This window comes from Streptomyces sp. NBC_01351, assembly GCF_036237315.1.
Classification (GTDB): Bacteria; Actinomycetota; Actinomycetes; order Streptomycetales; family Streptomycetaceae; genus Streptomyces.
Map to the genome: position 1 here is coordinate 1,188,283 of NZ_CP108356.1, position 22,944 is coordinate 1,211,226.

Consider the following 22,944-nt stretch of genomic DNA (forward strand, 5'->3'; position numbering starts at 1 on the left):
CTTCCCGTCACCTCACAGATCAGAAACCGGGGAAGGTCAGATCACCGGTGGTCGGCCGAGTCGGGTCATGCGCCACACGGTCCGCCACCGCATCGGACGCCGTGGCGGGCACGGCACCCGCACCCCCTCGAAGAACCCGGCCCACCACGACCTCAGCCCGGCCAGTGGGGGCCGTTGGGCCAGCGTGTACGCCGCCCAGGTGGCGAGGTAGACCGGGACGAGGATGGCAGGCAGGTGCCGCTTCGCGAGCCAGACCCGGTTGCGGCCGGTGTTGCGGTAGTAGACCGCATGCCGGGAGGCCGGGGTCCGGGGGTGGGTCAGGACCAGGTCGGCCCGGTAGTCGATCTCCCACCCGGCATCCAGGGCCCGCCAGGCGAAGTCGGTCTCCTCATGTGCGTAGAAGAACTTGTCGGGGAAGTCACCGACCTGGTCAATGACGCCCATGCGGATGGCGTGGGCGCCGCCCAGGAACGTTGTGACCGGCCCAGAGATGAGCGGGTCGGCGCCCCCGAGGCGGGGGACGTGCCTGCGCTGGGAGACGCCGTTCTCGTCGGCGATGCGGAAGCCCACGATCCCCAGCTTCGGATTCGCCGTGAACGCTTCCCGGACCAGGTGGAGGGTGTCGGTTCGAGGGAGAAGGCCGTCGTCGTCGAGGACAAGGACGATGTCGGCGCCGCCGTGTTCGCGCAGCCACCGCACCCCGGCGTTCCGGCCGCCGGGGATTCCCAGGTTCTCCGGCAGTTCGACGGCCGCCACCGGGTCCGGCAGAGCGGGGAGCTTCGCTCCCTGCCCGAGCACGACGACCGTGGCGGGCTCGCCTTCCTGGGCTGCCACCGACTCGAGGAGAGCACGGAGTTCAGCCTCCCGGTCTCCCATGGTGATGATCACGACGCCGACCGTCGGCGGACCGCTCCCGGCGCGGTTCATGCCTGGGCTCGCAGAAGGTCGACGGCGCGTTCATGCAAGGCCCCGGCTCCGGGGATACGGCGCTTGCGGTAGCTGGCGGCCGTCGACTGGATCGCCCTGATTTCCTTCACGGTCCGGTCCGAGACCAGGCCATCCATGAAGTCCAGCGACCGACCCCACACGGCCACGGCCTCCTCGTGCCGCTGTTGCGCGGCGACGGACCGCCCGATGTTGACCATGGTCAGGCCGTGAACCCGCTGATAGGTCCCCGGCGTCCGTCCCTTGAGAGCCGCCCGGTAGTGCTTCTCGGCAGCCCGGTGGTCGCGCATTTCGGTCAGGGTCTTGCCAGTGTGGGAGGCGACGGTCGCCGCGACCGGACCCGACGCGGCGGCGTAGCCAGGCACCGGGTCATCTGCGGTGAGCATCGCGTCTTCGGCCGACAGCAGGGCCGCCGCCGCCTTCCCGCTCTGTCCACCGGCCCCGTACGCCCTGGCGCAGGTGACCAGCAGTAGGGCCTCGGTCTGCCGGTCGACCTTGCCCGTCGCCCGCCGCAACGCCTCCTCCGCCAGGCCGATGCACGCCTGCGGGTGACCGAGGTCGAGTGCCTGGTGGGTCAGAGCCCGCATCATCCACGCGGCGTGCCCGTACGGGTCTGACTCGCAGGCCAACTGGAAGCCGAGGAGGTAGTAGCGCTGGGCGGCGCCCTCGCGGCCCAAGTCGTGGTGCTTCCAGCCCACCAGGCACGCCAGAGTCGCCGCCGCCCCGAACGCGCTGCGCCGTACCGGCTCCGAGGGGAAGCGGCCCTCCAGCATGGGGACCACGGTGTCGGTGAGGTAGGCGGTCACCATCGTCAGGCCGTGGCCTCCGCCCAAGCGTTCATCCATGCTCCGGAACGTCTCCGTGAGCTCCCGCACGATGGCGACTTCCTCAGTGCCGACGGCACCGCCGCGTTCGGCTGCCCGCAGGGTCGCGGCGACGGCCTGGTGGTCGTAAACGAGAGGCAGGGCGACGGCGGCCGTAGCGAACGCGGCGTTGAGGAAGTTCCTGCGACGGAGCATCACGAATCTCCCGAGGTCGGTGGCGTTGGCCAGTGGATCGGCCCCCAGGGCCTCGCCGGTGCCTGCGCAGCCTAGACCGATCTCTGTGGGCGTGACCTTCCGCTTCATCCTTCTGGTGAGGGCTTCGGCGATGTACGAGCGGGTCTGACCGCTTGGTGTACCACCCATGACCCAGGAGTGAACGGCCGAGCGGGAGGTATGCAGCGTCACCCCGGACTCGGCGGCCACCGCACGGACATCCCTGGCCAGGACCTCGTAGGTACATCCGGCCTCGGCGATGACGTCTGCCAGCGCGGTGTTCGGACTACGGCTCTCCGCCAACTCGCACTCCCCGCAGCGATCTTGAACAGACTGAACAAGGTGCCCCGCCGCCCACGGTACCCCCACCCGATCACCGTGAGTTCAATAGCCGTAACGCCAAACGCGATCGGCCCGGAACCTGTCCGGAAACCCGGCCCCACGCCGACGCTTCGCCCTACACGGACCACCGCGAACAGGAGCCAGGGAGATGTCTCGTACGACAGCACCGCTCCACCCCAGGACCGGCGTCACCTCCGCCGGCCCGCGTACTCCCGGTCGCCTCCTACGCGGTGGCGAGGAACGACACGGCCCGCTCGTCCAGCTCGGCCGCGCAGCGAAGCCCCCGTGCCCGGAAGGGTGCGAGGTCGGCCCGCATGGTCTTGACGGCCTTGCGGGTCCGCACGGAGCGGACGCCTTCCATGTGGTCCATGGCCTGCCCGAACGTGGCGCACGCCTGCTCGATCCGGCCGCGCTTGAGGTGGAGCTCCGCCCCCGCGACCAGGTCCAGGGCCACGATCCGGGCGTAGGTTCCGGCGGGCCTCGTGGCGGCGGCGTGCAGGTACTCGGCGGCGGCGGCCCGGTGGTCCCCGAGGGTTTCGAAGACCTTCGCCGTCCGGGAGAACACCGACGGCGCCACAGGCCCCCACGCCAGGCCCCAGAACGGCACCTCGTCGCCCCGCTGGCTGCCCTGTTCCAGCAGGGCGCGGGCTCGGCCGACTTCGGCGAGGGCGGCGGCCGACAGCCCGGTCTTGGCCAGGGTGTGGGCGTGGACGACGCGGAAGAGGGCTTCGGTCTGGAAGTCCACGCGGCCCTTGGCCCGGGTGAGGCCGGTCTCGGCGAGGCCCTGGCAGTGCTCGGGACGGTGCAGCTTGAGCCCCTGCATGGCCATGGTCCGCATCACGAACCCGTCATGGCCGGGCAGTCCGGACTCTACGGCGAGCCCGTAGGACTGGAGGTAGTAGCGCTGGGCAAGGCCCTGCTGTCCGGCGTCGTAGGACTTCCAGCCCAGCAAATGGACGCCCCGGCTCGCGGCGGACAGCATCTGGGCACGGATCTCGTCCGTGCGGAACCGGCCCCGGCACAGCGGCGCGACGTCGTCGCGGAGGTAGGTCACCAGGGCGGAGCGGCCGTGCTGGCCGCCATGGCGTTCGTCCATTTCGGAGAACATGCCGATCATGTCGCGCACGGCGTTGACCTCGGCCATCCCGATGACCTGACCGGTGCGGGCGGCTGCGGTCCTCTCCGCGATGTCGCGTACGTACGCCAGGGGCAGGGCTGCGGCGGCCACCGAGTAGGCGGAGGCCGACAGGAAGCGTCTGCGGTCCAACTCGGCCCTCCACATCGGGATCAGGGAGTCGATCGGATCGCCCCCCAGCGTAAGACCGATGCTTTCATGGCCGCCGTCCGGGTCGGCGTCGGCGAGGCCCAACTCCACGGGGGTCAGGAGCCGGCCCAGGCGGCGGGAGAGCGCGACGGCCAGATAGCGGGCCGTGTCGGGCTGTGGTCGGGCGCCCTGCACCCAGTGGTCCACGGCCGACTTGTTCGTCCGCAGAGCCATCCCGCACTCGGCCGCGACGGACCGGACCGCCTTCGCGACGGCCTCGTACGTTAAGCCGGACTCCGCGATCAGATCGCGGAGACGGTCGTTCGGTGTGCGTGTGGCCATGAAGCACCTGCCCGTATACCCGATATACCGCTTGCCCTCGCCGACACGGTACCCCTGCCCGATCACCGTGAGTTGAATAGTCGTCATGCCCGAGGAACCGGCCGCCCGGCGGCCTTCTCGGTGCTGCTCTCATCCGGATCAGCCGTGAACAGGAGCTTTGGAGATGTCCCGCACGAGCGCACCGATCCTCCCCGCCCGGCCCAGGGCCGGCATCGCACCGCCGGCCCAGGTACCGCCGGTCACCTCTTCCGCGGACGTCGCCTGCGACATCGACACCGCGCTCGCGCTCGCCGACCACGCCCCCCACGGCCCGGCCGCCGCGCAGATCCGGGAGCGGCTGCGGCAGCACATCACCAACCTGGCCGGGCCCGCACAGGAGTTCGCCGACTGGATGCCGGACGGCCGGGGCCGCGACATAGCTCTCGCCACGGTTCACCACGCCCGCAACATGGCCGCCACGCGGGGCGGGGACCCGGTCGCCTCGCTGAGGCTGCTGGCCAAGCTCGCCCAGCACCTGGCCCGGTACGCGGCCGACAACCACTCGCCCGCCAGACGGCGGGCCGCCTGACCGGCCCCGGCCGTGGCCTGGCCTTGGCGGCCATGGCCGGGGCCCTCCCCCCGCGGCAGGTGCTCCACAGCACCTTCGCCGGCGCACCTGCTCCACACCACCTTCGACCGTCATCGAGGAGCCCACCGTGAACACCACCGTCAGCCCGGACAACGTCTTCGCCTACGCGGACGAGCGGATCGCCCAGGCCGCCGCCGCCCTGTGGCCGGACGGCCCGGTGGTGGTCGGCCCGCACATCCCGTCGGTGACCGGGTATGTCCGCCGGGTCGAGGCCGCCGGACGGCCGCTGTTCGCGAAGGTGTCCCTGCTGGGGGTGTCGCTGGCGTCGGTGCTGCGCGGCACGCACGGGGACTGGGCGGAGGTGAGGGCCAAACAGGCCGCGTACTTATCGTCGCCCGGCGCGCTGCTGGAGCGGGAGGCCGCCCAGTACGGGGCACTGGCCGGAGCCGGACTCGGGACGGCGACGGTGGCCGGACTGGCCGGCGGGGTCCTGTTCACCGAACCCGTGGACGGTGTGACGCTCGGCGAGATCCTGGCGAAGGACCCGCACCGCACGTTCGACGTTTTGGCGGGTGTGGCGGAGGAGCTCGGCGCGCTCCAGAAGCCTGCGGTGGCCGCGCTGGTGGGGGGCGCTGCGATCCGGGAGCGGTCCGTCCACGGCACGTTCGCCCGCAAGTTCAACGGGATCTCCGGGAACACGTACGTGTCCCTGACCGGGCGGTCTGCGCCGGTACTGGGGGCCGTCGTGGCACGGCTGCGGAAGATGCGGCTGTCCGGCACCTACGGCATCGGGATCGTCTACGGCGACTTGAAGCCGGAGCACGTCGTCTTCCCGGACGGGCCGGAGAGGCGGCCGACGTTCATCGACCCGGGCCTGGCCTTGGGCCACCCGGCGTCCGACGTCGCCAAGCTCGTCTCCCGCATGGTCCTCGGGCTCATCGTCCAGCCCCCAGCCGGGCCCGGCGCCACCGCAGTCCTCCAAGGCATCGGCCAGTTCACCGACCTGGCCACCTACCGGCTGACCCCTGCGGAGCGGGCGGCGTGGCTGAGGCAGTTGGTCGTCCTGTGGCTGATGGACACCGTCAACATCTTCACCACCTACCTGACAGCTCCCACCGGCCTGCCCCTGCCGGAGTCGGCCCGCACGCTGATCGCCCAGGCCCCCGTCGTGTGCACGCTCCTCGACCGGGTCTCCGCTCTCCTTGCGGCCGTGTCGATGGACGGCCGCACCGTGTGGCGCCTGGCCCTGGATCACGCGGCAACGGCGGCCGGACGATGAGCTCGCGCACCGGCCCCGTCGGGGTCATCGGAGCCGGAGCTGTCGGCCAGACCGTCTCAGCCCTCCTCGTGGCCGCCGGATGGTGCGAGGAAATCCTGATCGCCTCCGGCAGCGACCGCTCGGCCGCCGCTCTGGTCACCGACCTCCAGGACATGGCCCAGATCGTCGGCTCGCCCGTCCGGGCCCAGACTGCCCAACCCGCCGACATGCGCGACTGCGCGGCCGTGGTCGTCGCCCCCCGGGCGAAGTTCACCAACACCGCGACCGCCGACGTCCGGATGGCCGGTCTGGAGGCCAACGCCCCGCTGATCGCCGCCCTGGCCCGCTCCCTGACCGGGTACGAGGGGACGGCCGTGGTCGTCACCAACCCCGTCGACCCTTTGACGTGGCTGTTCGCCCGCGCCTCCGGCGCGGCCCGCGTGTACGGGGTCGGCTCCGCCACCGACACCGCCCGCTACCGCCTCGCGCTGGCCGCCGAACTCGCCGTCCCCGTAGAGAGCGTGGCCGGGCACGTGATCGGCGAACACGGCGACGCCGCCGTGCTGTGCACATCCACCACCCGGATCGACGGCCGCCGCGTCCGTGTACCCGTCCGGGCCGTACGGGCCGAGCTTGGCGCCCGCCCACGCCGCATCAACGCCGGGATCGGCCGGGGCCGCTGCGGCCCCGCCGGCGCTGTGCTCCACGCCCTCACCCACGCCCTCGGCCTTGAGGACGGGCCGGTTGAGCTGTCCGTCGACCACCAGGGCGCCCAGCTCGGCCTGCCCGTCCACTTCACCGCCGGACGCCCGGCCGTCCGCCTGCCCCGCCTGGACCCGGCCGAACGGCGTCTCCTCGCCGCCGCCGACCACAAGATCCACCTCGCGTGCAAGGCGATCTCCCACCACCTCGAAGGAGCCCGATGACCCTCGCGACCCGCATCAGCGCCGCCCAAGCCCACGTCACCGTTACCAGCAGTACGGCGGTGATCACCGACTGGTCCATGCGCTATTTCGGCCCGTGGTGGAACGCCGTGGACGCCGTCGCCCCGCACGCGGGTCCGGTCGTGGCCGCCGACGTCGAGGCGGTCGAGGTTGCCGCCCTCGCCCAACAGATCGGCGAGGGCCGGCACCAGGAGTGCGTGTACGCCAACGAGCCCATGCTCTACGCCCGGGGCAACGACGGTGTCGTGGCCGCTGTCCAGCCGGGCGAGCGCCTGGCCTACCGGTACGAGCCCGGCCTCCTGCGGATCGTCGGCTGCGACGAGGTGCCCGTCGCGCTCGCCGCCGCCCGCCTGGCCCGCGAGGTCCTGCGCTCCAGGCTCCTCACAGACGGCTGGCGCATCCTGCACGCCTCCGCAGCCGTCCGCGACGGGCGTACCGTGCTGGCCCTCGGCGAGAAGGGCGCGGGAAAGTCCACCGTCGGGTTCCTCCTGGCCCGCGCCGGATGGCAGCTACTGGCCAACGACCGCGTGTTCGTCCGCCCCAACGAAGACGGCGGGGTCGCCGTGCTGCCGTGGCCGTCGGCCGCCGCGATCGGTCTCGGCTTCCTCGACGCCATCGGTCTCTATGACGACGTACGTGCCCGCGTCCTGTCCGGGGAACAGCTCCACCCCACCCAGCACGAGTCCGTCACCCGCGCCCTTCTGGACGGCCGTCGCCTGCCCATTCGCTCCTCTTCCGGCAAGGAGCTCAAGCCGCAGTTCTTCCCGGACCAGCTGGTGACCTGGCTCGGGTTGACCCTGGCCACCGAGGGCAGCGCCGCCAAGATCGTCTTCCCGCGTATCGACCCCGACGCCGCCCCGGCCGTCCTCAGCGAGGGCAGGGCCTTGGGCGAGGACGACTTCTTCACTGGGGCCACCGAGGACCGCTACCCCGACGTCTTCGGCCTCGCCCCCACCGGCGAAGCCAGCCGGGTCACCCGCGAACTCCTGGCCACCCGTCTCGCCGACCTGCCCCGCCACAGCGTGGTCCTCGGCCACGACGTCAAGGCGAACGCCGAATTCCTCGCCGAACTCGCCACCACCTGAACCCGCGGCAGGTACTCAACAGCACCACGCCGGCGTGCGTGCTCCCGGTCACCTCCGCCGGGCGCGTCCCCACCAACACCACACCCGGTACGGCCGGTGGTGTGAGCTGAACCCCCGCCACGGGCCCCCGGGGCGGGACGTGGCGGGACCTGCCACGGAGACCGACAAGAAGGAAGAGAGACGTTGACCGACACGACGGATGACAATGCGGCCGCGCTGCGCCAGGCGATGACCAGCGACATGGTCAAGGCCGGAATGATCACGAGCGAGCGGGTCGAAGCCGCGTTCCTGACGGTCGCCCGTCACCGGTTCGCGCCCGAAGCGACGCCCGAGAAGGCATACGAGGTGGAGTCGGCGGTCCCCACCAAGAGGGACCAGCACGGCATCGCCGTCAGCTCGGTATCGGCGCCGCGCATTCAAGCCATGATGCTGGAGCAGGCCGAGCTGAAGCCCGGTCAGGACGTGGCCGAAGTCGGATCGGGCGGCTGCAACGCCGCGCTCATGGCCGAACTCGTCGGCGACGACGGGGTGGTCACCACCGTCGACATCGACGCCGACGTCACCGCGCGGGCCCGCAAGCTCCTGGACGAGAACGGCTACGCCCGGGTCAAGGTCCACACCGTCGATGCTGAGGGCGGTATCCCGGACACCGGAGCCCTCGACCGGCTGATCGTCACCGCCGGGGCCTGGGACATCCCGCCCGCCTGGACCGACCAGCTGAGCGACGGCGGGCGCCTCGTCGTCCCGCTGCGGATGCGGGGCCTGAGCCGGTCGGTTGCTTTCGACCTCGACGGCGACCGGCTCGTCTCCCGGTCCGCCCAGATGTGCGGCTTCGTCACGATGCAGGGCGCCGGAGAACACCAGGAACGCCTGCTCCTGCTGCGGGGCAGGGAGATCGCCCTGCGCTTCGACGAGGGCTGGCCCGAGGACCCGGAGGCCCTGAACGGTGTGTTCGACACCGAGCGGGCCGAAGTCTGGTCCGAGGTCACCGTGGCCATGAGCGAGCCGTTCACCGGCCTGCAGATGTGGCTGGCGACCGCCCTGGACGGCTTCTGCCTCATGTCCGTGGACGGGGACCTGGACACCGGTCTCGTCGCCCCGCAGAACAAGTCGGCCTGCCTGTCCCTCCTCGACGGGGCTTCCCTCGCCTACATGACCATCCGACGCAACGGCGACCGGGCCGAGTTCGGGGCGCACGGCTACGGCCCCGACGCCAAGGCCGTGGCCCAGGCCCTGGTGGAGGAGATCCGCGTCTGGGACCGCGACCACCGCCGCAGCGAGCCGGTGATCTACGCCTACCCCGCCACGACCCCCGAGTCCGAGCTGCCCGCGGGTCGTGTCATCACCAAGCGGCACCGCCGCATCGTCATCTCCTGGCCCCGCGAGGACCAGGCCAACAAGAGCACCACCGCGAACAAGGAGAAATGATCATGACCAAGCAGATCGCCACGGCAACGACCGGCCTGAGCGGCGAATTCAACCTGGACGTGCGCGTGGTCGAGGCCGGGGCGCCCGTCGCGAGCCTCCTGCGCAGCACCGACGACGGCTGCGGCTCGACCTGCTCCAACGGCTCCACCGCGTGCGCGTCCTCCGTCAACGACCCCTCCTGACCGAACCGCCGCGAAGGTGAGGCGGAGCACGGCGGCCGGCCGCCGTGCTCCCCGTCACCTGCACCATCCCCGCCGCCGGGCACACGTGTGTGCCCGGCGGCACCACGACCACACCACGACAGCTGCCAGGGGGCGAAGAGTTATGGGGCGCGGAGCACGGCTGTACCGGCACACGCAGGCCCTGATGGTGCGGGCCACCACGCACCCCGGCACAGGGGTTCCCGCGTCCGACGTGGACCTGTCCGGGCCCGGCGGGCCCGAACGCGGCCGGGCCTGGCTGGCGGCCGTCGGGGAGCATCCCCAGGCCCGGCAGGCGCTGGAGGCCGCAAGCCCCGTCCTGTCCGCGCAGACCACGGCCCTGCTCACCGCTCCCGTGCCGTCCGAGAAGGAGGTCCGGCGGCTGGTGCATTCCACCGCCGCCTACCTGCTGCGCTGGCAGGGACGGGCCACCCCGTTCGGGTACTTCGCCGGAGTCGCGTCGGCCCGCACCGGGACCACGCTGCAGGCCCTGTGGGGTCCCGGGCACCGGGCCGTGCTGCGGCCGGACGCCGTCTGGCTGGGCGCCGTGACCGACCAGCTCGCCTCACACGCTGGCATCCGCGAACGTCTGCTCGTCGTGGCGAACCCGGCCGCGTGTGCCCGGGGAGGCCGGATCGCGGGGCCCGGCCGTACGCCCGCCGACGGCCTCTCCCCGTTGGAGGTGTCCGTGGCGGCCACCGGGCCCGTCCGTACCGCCCTGGCCGCCGCCACCGCCCCCGCCTTGTTCCCGGACGTCGCCAAAGCCGTCGCCGCCGACTACCCGCACGCCGACAACGAGAGCGTCCACGGCCTCCTCGTCCAGCTCTTGGAGCATGGCGTGCTGCTGTCCGTCCTGGATGCCACGGCCACGGCCGCCGACCCGCTCGCCCAGCTCCGTACCCTCACCGACCCCGCCGTCACGCCCGGTCCTCTCCTGGCCCCCACCGCGGAGGTGACCGGCAGCACCTCGCCGTCCTGGCCGGACACGGTCCTCGACGCCCAGGTCACCATTCCCGCCGGCGTGCTGTCCGAGGCCGAGTCGGCGGCGTCGGTGCTGGCCCGGCTCTCGCCGTACCCGTTCGGGAATCCGGCCTGGCGTGACTTCCACCAGCGATTCCGTCAGACGTACGGGGCCGGTGCTGCCGTGCCCGTCGTGGAGTTGGTTGGTGACGGGGGGCTCGGCTTCCCGCCCGGGTTCCTGGGGTCTGACCGCCCGACCCCGGCCCGGATGCTGTCCGCCCGTGACGAAGCGTTCCTCGCGCTCGCCCAGCAGGCCGCCCTCGACGGGGCCCGCGAGGTGGCCCTCACCGAACCCCTCCTCGCCTCGCTGGCCGTGGTCGACGCCGACGAGCTGGTGCCGCCGCCCTCGGTGGAGCTTGCCTTCCAGCTCTACGCCGACGATGCGGACGCCGTACGGCGGGGCCGGTTCGAGCTGTGGCTGACCTCAGCGGCCCGGCCCTCATCGTCCATGGCCGGACGGTTCGCCGACCTCCTGCCCGAGCTGGATGCCGCCGCGCTGGCCGCCGCCCTGGCGGGCCCGGCCGGGCCGCTGCCCGCCCAGCTCGTCTTCCCGGCCCGCAGACGGCGGAGCTCCAACGTCATCCGGACCCTGCGCCTGCTGGAGTACACGATCTCCCTCGGCTGGCCCGAACCCGGGCCCGGCAGCATCCCGCTCGACGATCTCGCCGTCACCTGCGACGCCCGCCACCTGTACCTGATCCGCTCCTCCACCGGACAAGTCATTGAGCCCCGCGTGCTGCACGCCCTGGAGCCGCGCGTGCAGACGTCGCCGCTGGCCCGGTTCCTCGCCGAAGTCGCAGGCGCCCGCCGTACCGTCTGGCAGCTGCCCGACTGGGGCGCCGCCTCCCGCCTCCCGTTCCTGCCCCGACTCCGGCACGGCCGGACCGTCCTGGCCCCGGCCCGCTGGCTACTGGCCGCAAGCTTGTTACCCGGCCCGGCCGCCGCGCGCTCCGTGTGGGAGGGGGCATTCGCCTCATGGCGGGACCGGCAGCGCGTCCCGGCGCGGGTGGTCCTGGCCGAGACCGAGTTGCGGCTGCCCCTCGATCTGGACCTGCCACTCCACCGCGAACTCCTCCGGGCCCGCCTGGATCGGGCCGGGGAGGTGGAGGTGCGTGAAGCACCTTCGCCGGCCCCAGGCTCCACCTCACCTTCCGCGGGCGGGTTCATGGGCCGCGCCCACGAGTTCCTGACCGTCCTGCACGCCACTGCCCCCACCCCCGCCCCCGCCGGGCCCGCCGTCCCGGCGGCCATACAGCAGATGCCTGGGGTGTCCCGCATGGTGTGCGCGCACCTGCACGTGCACCCCGCCCGGCAGGACGAAGTCCTGACCGAGCATCTGCCCCGTCTGCTCGACGGATGGAGCCCGGCGCCGGGCTGGTGGTTCACCCGCCACCACGACGCCTCCCACCCCTACCGCGACCGCCCCCTGGTACTCAACCTCCACCTGGACGGCGTCGCCGCTTGGGGGCAGGCCGCCGAACGGCTCGGTACCTGGGCCGACGAGCTGCGAGGCCTCCGTCTCGCCTCCCGGCTGGACCTGGTTGCCTACCGGCCGCAGGACGGCCGTTACGGGCGCGGGGCGGCCCGCGAGGCCGCCGAGCGGGTGTTCGCCGCCGACAGCGGGGCCGCGCTCGCCCAGATCGCGTACGCGACCCGTACCGGCCTTCCGGCCCAATCGGTTACCGCCGCTTCGCTCGCCGACCTCGCCACCGCGTTCGCGCCCTGCCCTGCCGACGGCTGGGCGTGGCTCGTCGCAGCCCTGCCGCGCGAGAGCGGACCCGTCGATGCCGCCCTCATCCGGCACGTGCGTGCCCTCACCGCCCCTGGCGCCGCCTGGCGCGACGACCCGGACGCCGCTGCCATGGCCGGGGCGTGGGCGGCCCGCGCCGACGCACTCGCCGCCTACCGGAACACCCTCGCCGAGCAGCGGGAACCGATGACCGTGCTCCGCTCCCTCCTCCACCTCCACCACGTTCGCGCTCGGGGAGGCGGCCCGGACGCCGAGCGGGTCACCCATCGCCTCGCCCGCACCGCCGCCCTCCCGCACACCCACCTGCGCAAGGCCCTCCGGTGAACGCCGCCACCGTCCTCAAGACTCGCTTCGGCCCGCGTCTGGCCGCTCCCGACCCGGCCGGGGACACCGCGCTCGGGCAGTCCCTCGTGGCTGGTGCGGCCGGGGTCGCCCTGTGGCACATCGAACGCGCCCTGACCGGGGCCGGTACGTGGGAGCAGGTCGGAGCATGGCTGACGGAGGCGACCCGCGCGGAGGTGACCGCAGCCGACACCGCCTGCCTCAGCTACGGCGCCCCCGGTCTGGCGTTCGTCCTGCACGCGGCCGGAGCCGACGGCAACGACCGCTACCGCACCGCCCGGGACCGGCTCGATGCGGCCACCGCCGCCCTCGCGCACCGCCGCGCCGAAGCCGCCCACGCCCGCATCCGGCGCGGCGAGCTGCCCGCGTTCGCCGAGTACGACCTGCTGCACGGCCTGACCGGCATCGGCGTGCACCTGCTGCTCCACACCCCCGGCAGCGACGCCCTCGCCGCCGTGCTCACCTACCTCGTCGCCCTCACCCGGCCCCTGACCGTCCACGGGCAGACGCTGCCGGGCTGGTGGTGCGCCCACGACCCGCACCGCTTCTACGCCCCGGGCGGGCACGGCAACTTCGGCATGGCCCACGGCATCACCGGCCCGCTCGCCCTCCTCGCCCAGGCCCAGCGGAGGGGCGTCGCCGTGGACGGGCAGCGCGAGGCCCTCGCCACCATCACCGCCTGGTTCGGCCAGTGGCGCCAGGACGGCGAGAGCGGCCCGTGGTGGCCGGAGACGATCACCCGCGAAGAGGCAGCGGCCGGACGCCCCAACGCGACCGGGCCATGGCGGCCGTCGTGGTGCTACGGCACCCCCGGCATCGCCCGCGCTCTCCAGCTCGCCGCCATCGCCACCGCCGACACCCGCCGGCAGGAAGCCGCCGAACACACGCTGGCCGCCTGCCTCGCCGACCCCCGCCAGCTTGCTGGGGTCACCGACGCCGGCCTCTGCCACGGTGCGGCCGGACTGTTCCAGACCGTATGGCGGGCAGCCCGCGACGCCCGCACGCCGGGCCTCGGTGCCGCCGCCCGCCGCCTCGCGGACACGTTCACGAGCCAGCACGCGCCCGAGGACACCGGGTTCCTCGAAGGCGCCGCCGGACAGGCACTCGCCCAGGCCACCGCCTTCTGCGACCGGCCGCCCTCCTCCGGCTGGGACGCATGCCTCCTCATCACCTGACCCCCGCACCGGCCCAGGTGCTCCAGAGCACACGCGCCGGCTGCGTGCTTCCCGTCCCCTTCTGCGGAGAGGAACCACTCCTGATGAACGCCCCACACGCCCCCCAGAGCACTGAACACGCCGTCCTCGCCGTCCTGTCCGGGCAGTCCCTCGCCGCCACCGCCGCCCGTGCGGGCATCGACGCCGAAGAACTCGGCGACGCCGTCACCCTCTACCAGGCAGCCGGGCAAGCCGTCCTCGCCGAGCAGGCTGCACGCCACGACTGGCACCAGGTCCGCATCGAGTTCGCCGACTTCGACCGCGCTGAAGACGCCGCCGCAACCCACCTCGCCCCCCGCCTGCGAACGCTGGAGGACAGCGGACTCCTGGCCGCATGGTGGTACATCCGCAAAGCGCCATGCTGGCGGCTGCGGCTGTTGCCCGCACCGGGCGCCGACCCCGCCCGCCTCCACGTCGCCACCTCCGAACTGCTCGGGGCACTCGTCCAGTCCGCAGAGATCATCCGCTGGTGGCCGACCGTCTACGAGCCGGAAGTCCTCGCCTTCGGCGGCCTGGAGGGCGTCGACACCGCCCACGGCCTCTTCCACGCCGACAGCCGCCACTTCCTCGCCCGCACCCACCACCCCCAGGGCTTGGGGCGGCGCGAGATGTCGATGCTGCTGTGCACCGCCCTGTTCCGATCGGCCGGGCTGGATTGGTACGAACAGGGCGACGTGTGGGACCGGGTGGCCCGGATGCGGCCCCTGCCCGAGGACATCACCCCCGACCGCCTCAACGGCATGGGTGACGGACTGCGGCGGCTACTGGCCCTCGACACCCGCACTCTGAGCGGCCCCGGCGGCACGATGGAAGCAGCCGCCCCGTGGCTCGCCGCGTTCACGACTGTCGGGCAGGCCATCGGCAACGCTGCCCAGAGCGGCATCCTGCAACGCGGACCCCGCGACATCCTCGCCCACCACGTGATCTTCCACTGGAACCGTCACGGTCTCACCGCACGCGCGCAGGCCACCCTCGCGCACGCCACCCGAGCCGTCATCATGAACCCGGCTTCCGCCGACCAGGAACCGTGACAGGACGGGTTCCCGCACGCCAGATCCGGGCGGCCTGCCATCGAGGACAGGTGACCAGCAGCTCCTGCGCCGGCCGCGGTGCTCCTTCTCACCAGCCGGCCTGCTGCCAATCTGCGGGGCGTCGGGCAGTGATCTGGGCAACGCTACTGACGCCAGGCCCCCCCAGGCGGGGTGACCGAGTTCTCCGCAGCCGGCCTCGCTATCGACCGCCTCGTCGAACCCGACCCGCCGCCTCAATGCCCCACCCGCACCCGGCCGCGTACGAGAATCGGAGCCGACTGGACACGTCCGACGGCTACCGGCCTGGGACAGCCGAGATCGGAGCCTTCGTCCGAGCACGCTGACCTCCAAAGCGGTGGGCAACCACACGGTGCCTCCATGCCCCTGAGCCCCGCGGGCCCGGCCTGACGGTCGGCGGCTCAGCTGTCGGTGGCCTGGGTGGTGTCAGCGAAGCTGTTGAACACGTCGAGTTCGTCCTGCTCGAAGCGGCGGATACCTCCCCGGATGGAGTCGTAGCCGGCCACTACGGAGGTCGCGGTGGCGTAGACGTGCTCGTCGTCCTTGACCTCGAAGTGGAAGGTGAGGGAGACGCGCTTGACGTCAGCCACCCAGGCTTCGATGCGGACCGGAGTCTCCCAGGTCTCAAGCGGGTGCTGGTAGCGGATGGTCTGCTCGCGCAGCAGGAAGTTGCGGGCCAGGCGCTCGGCGGGGTCTTGGGGGACCAACATGCTGAACATACGCATGCGGGTCTCCTCCAGGAGGACGCCGTAGCGGGAGCTGTTGAGGTGTCCGTTCGCGTCGAGGTCCGACCAGCGAACGGGGCAGTCGTAAATGTGTCGGGACACAGCGGCTCCTGAGGAGTGTGGGATCTGCCGCGCCATCGAGGCGCCCGGCCGATCCGAGGACGGGCTGGCGCACCTCCGTTGTCGAAGACCCAGAGACTGCGGGGGATCGGCCGTCCGGACGTTCTCTGTTGTCCGGACGACCACGCCCCGACCCCAGGCCCCCAGAGAGAGGCAGCACCAGTCGCGACATTAAGTTGCTTTTCGTGGCCAATGGGCCAGCCACACCAGCTAGCGGGGCAGGCCCTCGCCCTCTTGGAGCTCGTTGAAGATCTCGCGAAGGAGGGCGGCCCGGAGGTCGACCTGGGGCAGCTGCCCGTGGAGCCGGCTGATGGCCGCCTGGTCGGAGTCCGGCAGCGAGGCGCGCAGGAGTAGCTTCAACTCCGCTCTGGCCTGGGGGTCCACGATCGGCTGGTGGATGCGGTCGACGACGGCTCCGGCCCCCAGCTGCGTGATGCCCCACTCCCCCGGGACTTCCTGAATGGCCCACACCACGGAGTGATTCTCGGGCGACAGGGTGAGTCGGCACTCCGGCCCGGCCAGCGCGCTGAGTGCTGGGAGCGGGACGCCGTCGGGGCCGGCGAGCGCTGCGGCTTCGTCGGCGCTGTCGACGACGAGGCGGGCGGTGAGCGCGCGGGCCGCGCGGCGGCGGGCGGCATCGGCTTCGGCCTGGGCGGGGGGCTGCGGAGTCGAGGGCGCGCCGGCCTCGGCGTGGGCCCAGGCGTTGCGCTTGCCGCCAAGGGCGTCGGTCTCGTCGTCGGAAGACTCGGCCTCGACCCAGGTGATCACTACGAACCGGCAGTGGGGCATCGACGCCGGGTACAGGACGTGGGAGACCACTTCGATGGCCTCCCAGCCCAGGGCGGGGATGATCATCCGGAAGACATGACCGTCCCTGTCGGCTTCCAGGTCGGCTTCAGTGCGCCAGATCCGCTCTACGTCCGGGTTCCGGCGAACCTCGGCGATCAGGTCGACGAGCTCGGCGTTGTCCTTGTGGGTGGCCTGGGCGAACTTCAACAAGCGGACGTAGGCCGCAGCGTGCATTTCCCAGCCGTGGTATTGGGTGCGGGCCTCCGGGTTCGTCAGTGCCCAGCGCATGAGGTTGGCGCGCGGCTCCATGACCCACGGCCACCACTCGGCCATCGCCGCGTTGTAGGCGAGGATGTTCCAGTTACGGTCGGTGAGGTACGTAGGCGAGGGCATCTGCCTGTCGATCAGCAGGCGAAGTGCCCGGCGCAGCTCCGGACTGGCGTCGATCTGCGGGTCACCGTCGAGCGTGGTGCCGATGTTGTAGAGCAGCAGGGCGTGGCGCTCGCTCTTGTCGAGTCCCAGCAGATCCGCGAGCGCCTCGCACTGGGGCTTGGTGAACCGAGGCGGGACGGCCCCCTTCTCCACGTTGCGGTACGTCCGGACCCCCATGCCGAGGGCCTTGGCCACTGGGGCCTGGGTGATCCCCGCCGCCTGGCGCCATCTCTTCAGCCAGCCGCCGAACCCCATGAACTGACCGGCGATTTCTCCGCCGTGTGCGCCCTTGTTCTCGGCGTGGTCATCACCGAAGGGGACTATCCCCTGAGCAACCATCAGGCTCTTCCTTATCTCCGCGTTCTACACGGAAGGCACCTGCCTGAGGGCATGAAAAAACGGGGGCAGCATGAATGCTGGCCCCCCGGCCTGGTGTCTCCCACAAAGACGATACGCCTAAGTAGAACCGACCAGTAATTTGTGGCCTCGACCACAGGGCAGTTGGTTAAACACGCAACCACGGCCACCGGCGCCCAGCCGCCATCCATGACGAATCCGGGCATTCCCTCACTTGCGGTTTTCCATGATCAGGAAAGCGGCAAATCCTTGCCGATTTTTGTTGCAAGGGGGCGAATGATCATTCATGCCGCCGACGACCACTCCCAGCAAGTCGATTCCCGCCATCCAACCCCCCTGCAAATACAGGACGTTACCTGAATTCTCCACACGGCCTCCACGCATCCCCCACAATCATCTACGCGCGTGGATTCGCCCTTGAGATGCCGTTGACGAAGGCTTTGCCTGCGGGCTTAAATCCAGACCTGACCAGCCGGTACAGAGCGACAGCCTGCCGGTTCATGAACGTGGGGGCCCTTTTGAAGATCATTCTTGGCGTGCCCGAAGTGCACATGGGTGGCACTGCCGCACGACGACTCACATCTGCACGCCCTGGCGCATCGGCGAAATGCTTGGCCCATGCAACTTTTCACGCTCGGTAGAGCCAGGTCTGGATCTTGTCCGGGCGTCTGCGTATGTTCGTCGTCCCCCACCGGGAGGCAACCCGGTGACCGGCGAAAAAACGCATGCAGGTCGCACCAAGCGGCTAGTCCGTAAACGCAGTCGGCGCCCGGGAGAAGGCAACTCCCGGGCGCCGGACGCGAAGAGTCTTATCTCCAGCCGAGGCAACGGCCGGAGAGACCCATCCTCACCGCGCCGGCCCTTCCTACGGGGCACACCGGCTGCGGCATCACTCAGGGAGAGTTTTGCATGGGCACGCCCCTGCGCGAAAGGCCGGACCCTCGGGCCGCCGCTGCGGACTGTGCAGCGAACACCGCCCACCCGCCCATTTCGGGCCTCTGGCGCGGGGGTGACGCCTGATGGCGCGCATTCGCACCATCAAGCCCGAGGCCTTCGAGTCAGAGGACCTTGCCGCCGTCGATGTCACCGCGGTGCTCACGTTCTTCGGGCTACTGACCCAGGCGGACGACTCCGGCCGGTTCCGGGACCACGCGGCCATCATCGCGGGACGGCTATGGGCGCTGCGCCCGGAGCACACCCCCGCTCACGTCGCCCGCGACCTGGAGCAGCTCGCCGAGGTCGGCCTCGTGTGCCGGTACACCGGCTGCGACGGCAAGTCCTGGTTGCACATCGTGACCTGGGACCGGCACCAGAAGATCAACCGCGCTTCGGACTCGCGGCTGCCACGCTGCCCGGCCCACGAGGCGGCGAAGGCGTGCGGCGAGTGCGACCGTGCCCAGTGCCACACCCAGACCCATGCGGCGGCCAGCCCCCGACAGGCGCCCGCCGAAGTCCACGGGGCGCCCACCGGCACCGTCGGCGGAGGCGATTCCGTGAACGCTCACGGAGCACTCACGCGAACCGTTCCGTCCGATTCACCCGCTTCCACCCTCACCGTGACGCACGCCACTCTCGCCCAGGCGGATGGGATCGAGGCCACATCGCCCCCCTGCCCGCCTCCCGCAACCCCCGCGAGGGAATCCGCAGGTCAGGGCGGTACGGGCCGAGCAGACGACGTGATGGGCGCCACTTTCACTGAGGACTCACGGTCTGGATCTAGGATCTTGGATCCTGGATCTTCCCGTAGGGGGCGCGAGGCGCCCGCAGTCGGCTCCTCCCCAGAAACGGTGCTCGAAGCGGCCGACGCGAGCGAGTGGTCGGCGAAGGTCCTGATGGCCGAGTACCTGCGGGGCTGCCCCGGAGGGCGCCCGCCGAAGAAGGTCCTCGGGCACCTGGGCAAGGAAATCCGCTCGCTGCTGGACGAGGGCTACGGCCCCGACGTCCTGAGGCCAGCACTGGAGCGGCTGCGCGCCAAGGGGCTGAACCCCAGCGTCCTGCCAAGCCTGGTCAACGAGCTCCTCAACGCCGGGCCAGCACCGTCGTCAAACTCGAGCCCGTCCTCCGCCTCCGGCGCGGGGCCCTGGGCCAGCGCCTCCCCCGCCTACACGCCGTACCTCAACCCCACCGAGCCCGCCGGAATCTTCGGAGTCGCCCTGTGAACCGCACCAGCCTCGTCGACCCTCAGACCACAGCGGACAACGCCGCAATGGCCTGGATGCGGCGCAAGCTCGCCGAGCGCGGCATCGACCCGACCGCCCCCATCGCGGACACCCCGGAAGCGATCCCCGCGCTTGAGGCTGCCGAGCTGCGAATCCCGCGCGATTACCGCGAAGCCCGCGTCGAGCACCCCGCCGTAGCCGAGTGGGTCCGCGCCGTCGCCGACAGCGCCGTCGGCCACGCGGCGAGCCCGCTGAACCCGCACTTCGGGGCTGCCGGGCAGCGAGAGATCACCCACGGCCGCAGCCTGCTGCTGTGGGGCTCCACCGGCGCCGGCAAGACGCACCAAGCGTACGCCGCAATCCGCGCCTTGACGGCCTCCGGGTGCGGGGTGCGCTGGCACGCCACGACGGCCGCCGACCTGTACGGCGAGATGCGGGCCCGGGGCGGTGGCGATCCGGAGTACCTGCTGCGGCGGATCGTGCGGATCCCGCTGCTGCTCCTGGACGACCTCGGGGCTGCGAAGGCGTCCGAGTGGAACGAGGAGATCACGTTCCGGCTGCTGAACTGGCGTGCGCAGAACCAGATGCCGACGATCGTCACCTCGAACCTGCCGCCGGTGCGTACCCCTGGGATGGCGACCGGGCAGCCGGTGCTGCGGGACAAGGTCGGCGACCGAGTGATCTCCCGCCTGTCCGGCATGTGTACCCCGGTCCACCTAAACGGCCCTGACCGCCGCTTCCGCGCCGCCTGACCACCTGCGCCCACCACCTTCCACCGCCCGGCCAGCGAGCCGGTCAGCCGGCACCACCGCTGCGTGCCGCACCCGCTCGCCGCTATCCGGCATGCCCTGGAGACCCATCCCATGCGCGAAATCACCACCAACACCCAGCCCGTGCCCGACCTGCGTGGCATCGCCGACATCTCGTGGCACGACCGAGGGAACTGCCACGACCTGGACACTGCCGAAGCCGACCGGATGTTCTTCCCCGCGCCGCGGGCCCACGCCGACATCGCCGAGGCCAAGACCCTGTGCGGCACCTGCCCCGTGCGCCAGGACTGCTTCACCCACGCCATGGACAACGACATCCGCTGGGGCCTGTGGGGCGGACTGACCGAGGCGGAACGCAAGCCCTGGCGCGCCAAGGTCGCCAAGCGACTCGACTACGAGCGGGTCCGCGCCGCCCTCATGGGCCGGGACGTCCACCTTTCCGCCGCCGAACGCGACGCCGTCACCCGCGCCGCCCACGTACGCGGCTGGAGCACCACACGGCTGGCCTACGTCCTCGGGGTCGATTTCGACCACGCCCGCGACCTCCTGCGCCGGGCGGCGCACGCAGTGGCAGACCGCGACCGGTACTGGAAAGTCCCCGCCGCGGACAGCCTGGCCAGCCCCGCCGGCAGCGACGACGGAAGCGCACCCGAGGAAACGTTCTGCCAGGTACCGCGCCAGGCCCAGACGCGCGAGCTCAACGACGCTCTGCGGAAGGCGGCATGACCTGCCCGGCACCACCTCCCGGCCGGTCGAGCATGCGCGCCAGCGGCGGCCACACACCACGCCCCACAGCAAGCCCGGAGAAAGGGAGCCCTTGACCGAGGAGACCGCCGACCGATACGCCCTGATCGCAGCCGGGACGGTGATCATCATCCTGACCGGCGCCGGATTCTGGCTCTCCTACGCCCACCTCGCCGAAGTCGCTGGGAGGCACGGCCTGGACCGCTCGCCCATCCGGCAGTGGGCTTGGCCCGCCACGCTGGACATGTTCATCGTCGCCGGCGAGCTGCTGATGCTGCGAGCGGGTCTGCGCCGGGTGACGGACTGGTGGGCAATCGGGCTGACGGCCGCAGGGTCGGCCGGATCAATCGCCCTGAACGTCGCCGGCGTCAGCGGCACAACCGGCAGTCCGGTCCCGGTCCTGGACTACGTGGTCGCCGCCGTCCCGCCGACGGGCGCCATGCTCGCCTTCGGAGTCCTGATGCGGCAGATCCACCAGCGCATCGCCCGGCCCCTCCGGAACGGCGCGACCGAAACCCGGACCGGCTCCGGTCCGAGCCGGACCACCGCACCGCCGGACACGACGGAATCCCGGACCCGACCGAACCCGGAGCACGACGAAACCCGGACCGACGCCCCCGCCGGACCGGACCGGCCCAGCCCCAACCCCGGACCGGACCCGGACCCAAGCCGGACCACCGCACCGCCGGACACGACGGAATCCCGGACCGGACCGAACCCGGACCACGACGAAACCCGGACCGACGCCCCCGCCGGACCGGACCGGCCCAGCCCCAAACCCGGACCGAGGCGGACTCGGACCGGGCCGGCACGTCCCCGGACGGTCCGGGCGAAGGTCCACGGCGGACGGTCCGAGCGCCGGACCGGACCGCGCCGCCTGTCCGAGGAAGAGGTTGTCGAGCTGGTCCTCCCGGACGTCCCCGCTGCCCTGGCCGCGGACGGGAACGAGCAGATCACCCGAACCCAGCTGCGGAGCATCATGCGCGCCCGTGGCATCCCCCTCGGCAACGAGCACATCGGTCCCGTCCTGACCGCGCTTCGCTCTGCGACCGCCTCCCCCAAATCCCACGAAGGAGCCACCCACCGATGAAGACCTGCACCCGATTCGCCGACATGAAGGCCGGTTACGAGCGCGACATCGCCTTCCTGCGCGGCCATGCCGCCCGTCACGAGGGCAGCACCGCAGCGAAGGCGAGCACCCGGCACGCCTGGGGCGTGAAGCAGAACATGGCCAGGGCCCTGGCCAGGCACTTCGAACGCTGCCCCCTGTGCCGGTGACCGAACCCTGTCCCTACGGCGGCCCGGACCAACACCCGGGCCGCCGTCCCGTTCCCCCACCACCTGGCCTCCTGGAAGGAGCCAATGCACCCATGCAGTCCGCTGAAAACCAGCCCGAACCGGCGTCGAACAGGACCGTCAAGTCGGCTGAATCCTGGGCCCGTGACGACCCTTCTCCCGACGTCAACTCGCTCCTAGAAGGAGCAAGTTATCGGCCAAGACACTCTTCCCCGTCGGGGAAGCGAGTCTTGGCCCATCCCGCCCCAGGGGTGGCGGGAGCGGACCGGAGCCAGGGGGCACCGGTCCACAAGGCAGCGACCGAGGGCGGATCGCAGCCTGAGGAGAAGCCCGCGCCGCGCCGCAAGCGCCCCGCCACGAAGAACGCTTCGCGCAAGCGCTCGCCGAAGACCGCCGCCAACAAGCGCTCGCATGTCTGCAGCGTCCGCCTCAACGACGACGAGAAGAACCGCCTTACCACCGCAGCAGCTGCATCCCGTACGAGCCTGCCTGCGTTCCTCGCCCGCAGCGGGCTTGCCGCCGCCCGCGACCCAGACCGCGCCTCCGCCGCCATCGCCGGTGAACGAGAAGTAGTCGCGGAGCTCTTCGCCGCCCGCCGGCACCTCGGCCACGTCGGCAACAACCTCAACCAGCTGGCCCGCGCGGTCAACTCCGGTGGCCAGCCAGCGGACGTCCAGCTCCATGCCGTGCTGATCGCCGTGCAGCGGGCAATCCACCGAGTCCAGACCGCCACCGACCAGCTCCTCGAACACCGCTAGGAACCC

The 22,944-nt window shown here is 71.6% G+C and carries 20 protein-coding genes; 15 read left to right on the plus strand and 5 right to left on the minus strand.

Annotated features, from left to right (window positions below; all coding sequences use genetic code 11):
* Window positions 1–36: 36 nt before the first annotated feature.
* From OG625_RS05525 to OG625_RS05535, 3 genes are all read right to left on the minus strand, one after another.
* On the minus strand, window positions 37–927 hold the full coding sequence (locus OG625_RS05525) for a glycosyltransferase family 2 protein (RefSeq protein ID WP_266444677.1): 891 nt from the start codon (window positions 925–927) through the stop codon (window positions 37–39).
* Window positions 924–2,285 carry a tetratricopeptide repeat protein gene (locus tag OG625_RS05530; protein ID WP_266444675.1) on the minus strand — a complete coding sequence of 454 codons (1,362 nt, stop codon included), beginning with the start codon at window positions 2,283–2,285 and terminating at the stop codon, window positions 924–926. Before OG625_RS05530 ends, OG625_RS05525 begins: the two co-directional genes overlap by 4 nt.
* A 262-nt stretch (window positions 2,286–2,547) precedes the next feature.
* Entirely contained in the window at window positions 2,548–3,930 is a 1,383-nt protein-coding gene (locus OG625_RS05535) for a hypothetical protein (protein WP_266444673.1), read from the minus strand.
* Window positions 3,931–4,093: 163 nt separating this feature from the next.
* On the opposite strand from OG625_RS05535, the gene OG625_RS05540 reads away from it, so the two are divergent.
* The 9 genes from OG625_RS05540 to OG625_RS05580 all read left to right on the plus strand — a co-directional run bounded on the left by OG625_RS05540 (window position 4,094) and on the right by OG625_RS05580 (window position 14,770).
* Window positions 4,094–4,498: a hypothetical protein gene (locus OG625_RS05540; protein WP_266444671.1), complete on the plus strand. Its 405-nt coding sequence runs from the start codon at window positions 4,094–4,096 to the stop codon at window positions 4,496–4,498.
* A 127-nt stretch (window positions 4,499–4,625) separates the two neighbouring features.
* The gene (locus tag OG625_RS05545) at window positions 4,626–5,777 is read left to right on the plus strand and encodes a hypothetical protein (RefSeq protein WP_266444669.1); all 1,152 of its coding nucleotides are present in this window, start codon (window positions 4,626–4,628) and stop codon (window positions 5,775–5,777) included.
* A complete protein-coding gene (locus OG625_RS05550; RefSeq protein WP_266444666.1) occupies window positions 5,774–6,682 on the plus strand; it encodes a lactate/malate family dehydrogenase in 909 nt (302 codons plus the stop codon). Before OG625_RS05545 ends, OG625_RS05550 begins: the two co-directional genes overlap by 4 nt.
* Window positions 6,679–7,785 carry a hypothetical protein gene (locus OG625_RS05555; protein WP_266444663.1) on the plus strand — a complete coding sequence of 369 codons (1,107 nt, stop codon included), beginning with the start codon at window positions 6,679–6,681 and terminating at the stop codon, window positions 7,783–7,785. The genes OG625_RS05550 and OG625_RS05555 overlap by 4 nt, the downstream gene beginning before the upstream one ends.
* Window positions 7,786–7,968: 183 nt before the next feature.
* A complete protein-coding gene (gene fxlM / locus OG625_RS05560; protein ID WP_252310325.1) occupies window positions 7,969–9,213 on the plus strand; it encodes a methyltransferase, FxLD system in 1,245 nt (414 codons plus the stop codon).
* A 2-nt stretch (window positions 9,214–9,215) separates the two neighbouring features.
* Window positions 9,216–9,395 carry an FxLD family lanthipeptide gene (locus tag OG625_RS05565; RefSeq protein ID WP_252310324.1) on the plus strand — a complete coding sequence of 60 codons (180 nt, stop codon included), beginning with the start codon at window positions 9,216–9,218 and terminating at the stop codon, window positions 9,393–9,395.
* A 142-nt stretch (window positions 9,396–9,537) separates the two neighbouring features.
* The gene (locus tag OG625_RS05570; RefSeq protein WP_329376948.1) at window positions 9,538–12,507 is read left to right on the plus strand and encodes a lantibiotic dehydratase; all 2,970 of its coding nucleotides are present in this window, start codon (window positions 9,538–9,540) and stop codon (window positions 12,505–12,507) included.
* Window positions 12,504–13,700, plus strand: coding sequence for a lanthionine synthetase C family protein (locus tag OG625_RS05575; RefSeq protein WP_329376949.1), 1,197 nt, complete (start codon window positions 12,504–12,506; stop codon window positions 13,698–13,700). The genes OG625_RS05570 and OG625_RS05575 overlap by 4 nt, the downstream gene beginning before the upstream one ends.
* Window positions 13,701–13,783: 83 nt before the next feature.
* A complete protein-coding gene (locus OG625_RS05580; protein WP_329376950.1) occupies window positions 13,784–14,770 on the plus strand; it encodes a thiopeptide-type bacteriocin biosynthesis protein in 987 nt (328 codons plus the stop codon).
* 419 nt (window positions 14,771–15,189) lie between these two features.
* Here OG625_RS05580 and OG625_RS05585 read toward each other — a convergent pair whose 3' ends face one another.
* Window positions 15,190–15,615 (minus strand): acyl-CoA thioesterase, encoded by a 426-nt coding sequence (locus OG625_RS05585; protein ID WP_252310320.1) that lies wholly within the window; start codon window positions 15,613–15,615, stop codon window positions 15,190–15,192.
* Window positions 15,616–15,843: 228 nt separating this feature from the next.
* Window positions 15,844–17,193 (minus strand): helix-turn-helix transcriptional regulator, encoded by a 1,350-nt coding sequence (locus tag OG625_RS05590; protein ID WP_329376951.1) that lies wholly within the window; start codon window positions 17,191–17,193, stop codon window positions 15,844–15,846.
* A 1,037-nt stretch (window positions 17,194–18,230) separates the two neighbouring features.
* Here OG625_RS05590 and OG625_RS05595 point away from each other — a divergent pair.
* The 6 genes from OG625_RS05595 to OG625_RS05620 all read left to right on the plus strand — a co-directional run bounded on the left by OG625_RS05595 (window position 18,231) and on the right by OG625_RS05620 (window position 22,938).
* Window positions 18,231–19,370 carry a hypothetical protein gene (locus OG625_RS05595; RefSeq protein ID WP_329376952.1) on the plus strand — a complete coding sequence of 380 codons (1,140 nt, stop codon included), beginning with the start codon at window positions 18,231–18,233 and terminating at the stop codon, window positions 19,368–19,370.
* Window positions 19,367–20,122 carry an ATP-binding protein gene (locus OG625_RS05600; protein ID WP_329376953.1) on the plus strand — a complete coding sequence of 252 codons (756 nt, stop codon included), beginning with the start codon at window positions 19,367–19,369 and terminating at the stop codon, window positions 20,120–20,122. Before OG625_RS05595 ends, OG625_RS05600 begins: the two co-directional genes overlap by 4 nt.
* 111 nt (window positions 20,123–20,233) lie before the next feature.
* Window positions 20,234–20,866, plus strand: a complete 633-nt coding sequence (locus OG625_RS05605; RefSeq protein WP_329376954.1) for a WhiB family transcriptional regulator — start codon at window positions 20,234–20,236, stop codon at window positions 20,864–20,866.
* 91 nt (window positions 20,867–20,957) lie between these two features.
* Window positions 20,958–21,974, plus strand: a complete 1,017-nt coding sequence (locus tag OG625_RS05610; RefSeq protein WP_329376955.1) for a DUF2637 domain-containing protein — start codon at window positions 20,958–20,960, stop codon at window positions 21,972–21,974.
* Window positions 21,971–22,162: a hypothetical protein gene (locus OG625_RS05615; protein ID WP_266578827.1), complete on the plus strand. Its 192-nt coding sequence runs from the start codon at window positions 21,971–21,973 to the stop codon at window positions 22,160–22,162. The genes OG625_RS05610 and OG625_RS05615 overlap by 4 nt, the downstream gene beginning before the upstream one ends.
* 248 nt (window positions 22,163–22,410) lie before the next feature.
* Window positions 22,411–22,938 (plus strand): MobC family plasmid mobilization relaxosome protein, encoded by a 528-nt coding sequence (locus tag OG625_RS05620; RefSeq protein WP_329376956.1) that lies wholly within the window; start codon window positions 22,411–22,413, stop codon window positions 22,936–22,938.
* The last annotated feature ends 6 nt before the right edge of the window (window positions 22,939–22,944 follow it).

Bases quoted from the DNA above. Each gene is read 5' to 3' on its own strand.
- OG625_RS05525 (WP_266444677.1), bottom strand. From the start codon at position 927: ATGAACCGCGCCGGGAGCGGTCCGCCGACGGTCGGCGTCGTGATCATC.
- OG625_RS05535 (WP_266444673.1), bottom strand. From the start codon at position 3,930: ATGGCCACACGCACACCGAACGACCGTCTCCGCGATCTGATCGCGGAG.
- OG625_RS05540 (WP_266444671.1), top strand. From the start codon at position 4,094: ATGTCCCGCACGAGCGCACCGATCCTCCCCGCCCGGCCCAGGGCCGGC.
- OG625_RS05550 (WP_266444666.1), top strand. From the start codon at position 5,774: ATGAGCTCGCGCACCGGCCCCGTCGGGGTCATCGGAGCCGGAGCTGTC.
- OG625_RS05555 (WP_266444663.1), top strand. From the start codon at position 6,679: ATGACCCTCGCGACCCGCATCAGCGCCGCCCAAGCCCACGTCACCGTT.
- OG625_RS05565 (WP_252310324.1), top strand. From the start codon at position 9,216: ATGACCAAGCAGATCGCCACGGCAACGACCGGCCTGAGCGGCGAATTC.
- OG625_RS05570 (WP_329376948.1), top strand. From the start codon at position 9,538: ATGGGGCGCGGAGCACGGCTGTACCGGCACACGCAGGCCCTGATGGTG.
- OG625_RS05580 (WP_329376950.1), top strand. From the start codon at position 13,784: ATGAACGCCCCACACGCCCCCCAGAGCACTGAACACGCCGTCCTCGCC.
- OG625_RS05590 (WP_329376951.1), bottom strand. From the start codon at position 17,193: ATGGTTGCTCAGGGGATAGTCCCCTTCGGTGATGACCACGCCGAGAAC.
- OG625_RS05595 (WP_329376952.1), top strand. From the start codon at position 18,231: ATGGCGCGCATTCGCACCATCAAGCCCGAGGCCTTCGAGTCAGAGGAC.
- OG625_RS05605 (WP_329376954.1), top strand. From the start codon at position 20,234: ATGCGCGAAATCACCACCAACACCCAGCCCGTGCCCGACCTGCGTGGC.
- OG625_RS05615 (WP_266578827.1), top strand. From the start codon at position 21,971: ATGAAGACCTGCACCCGATTCGCCGACATGAAGGCCGGTTACGAGCGC.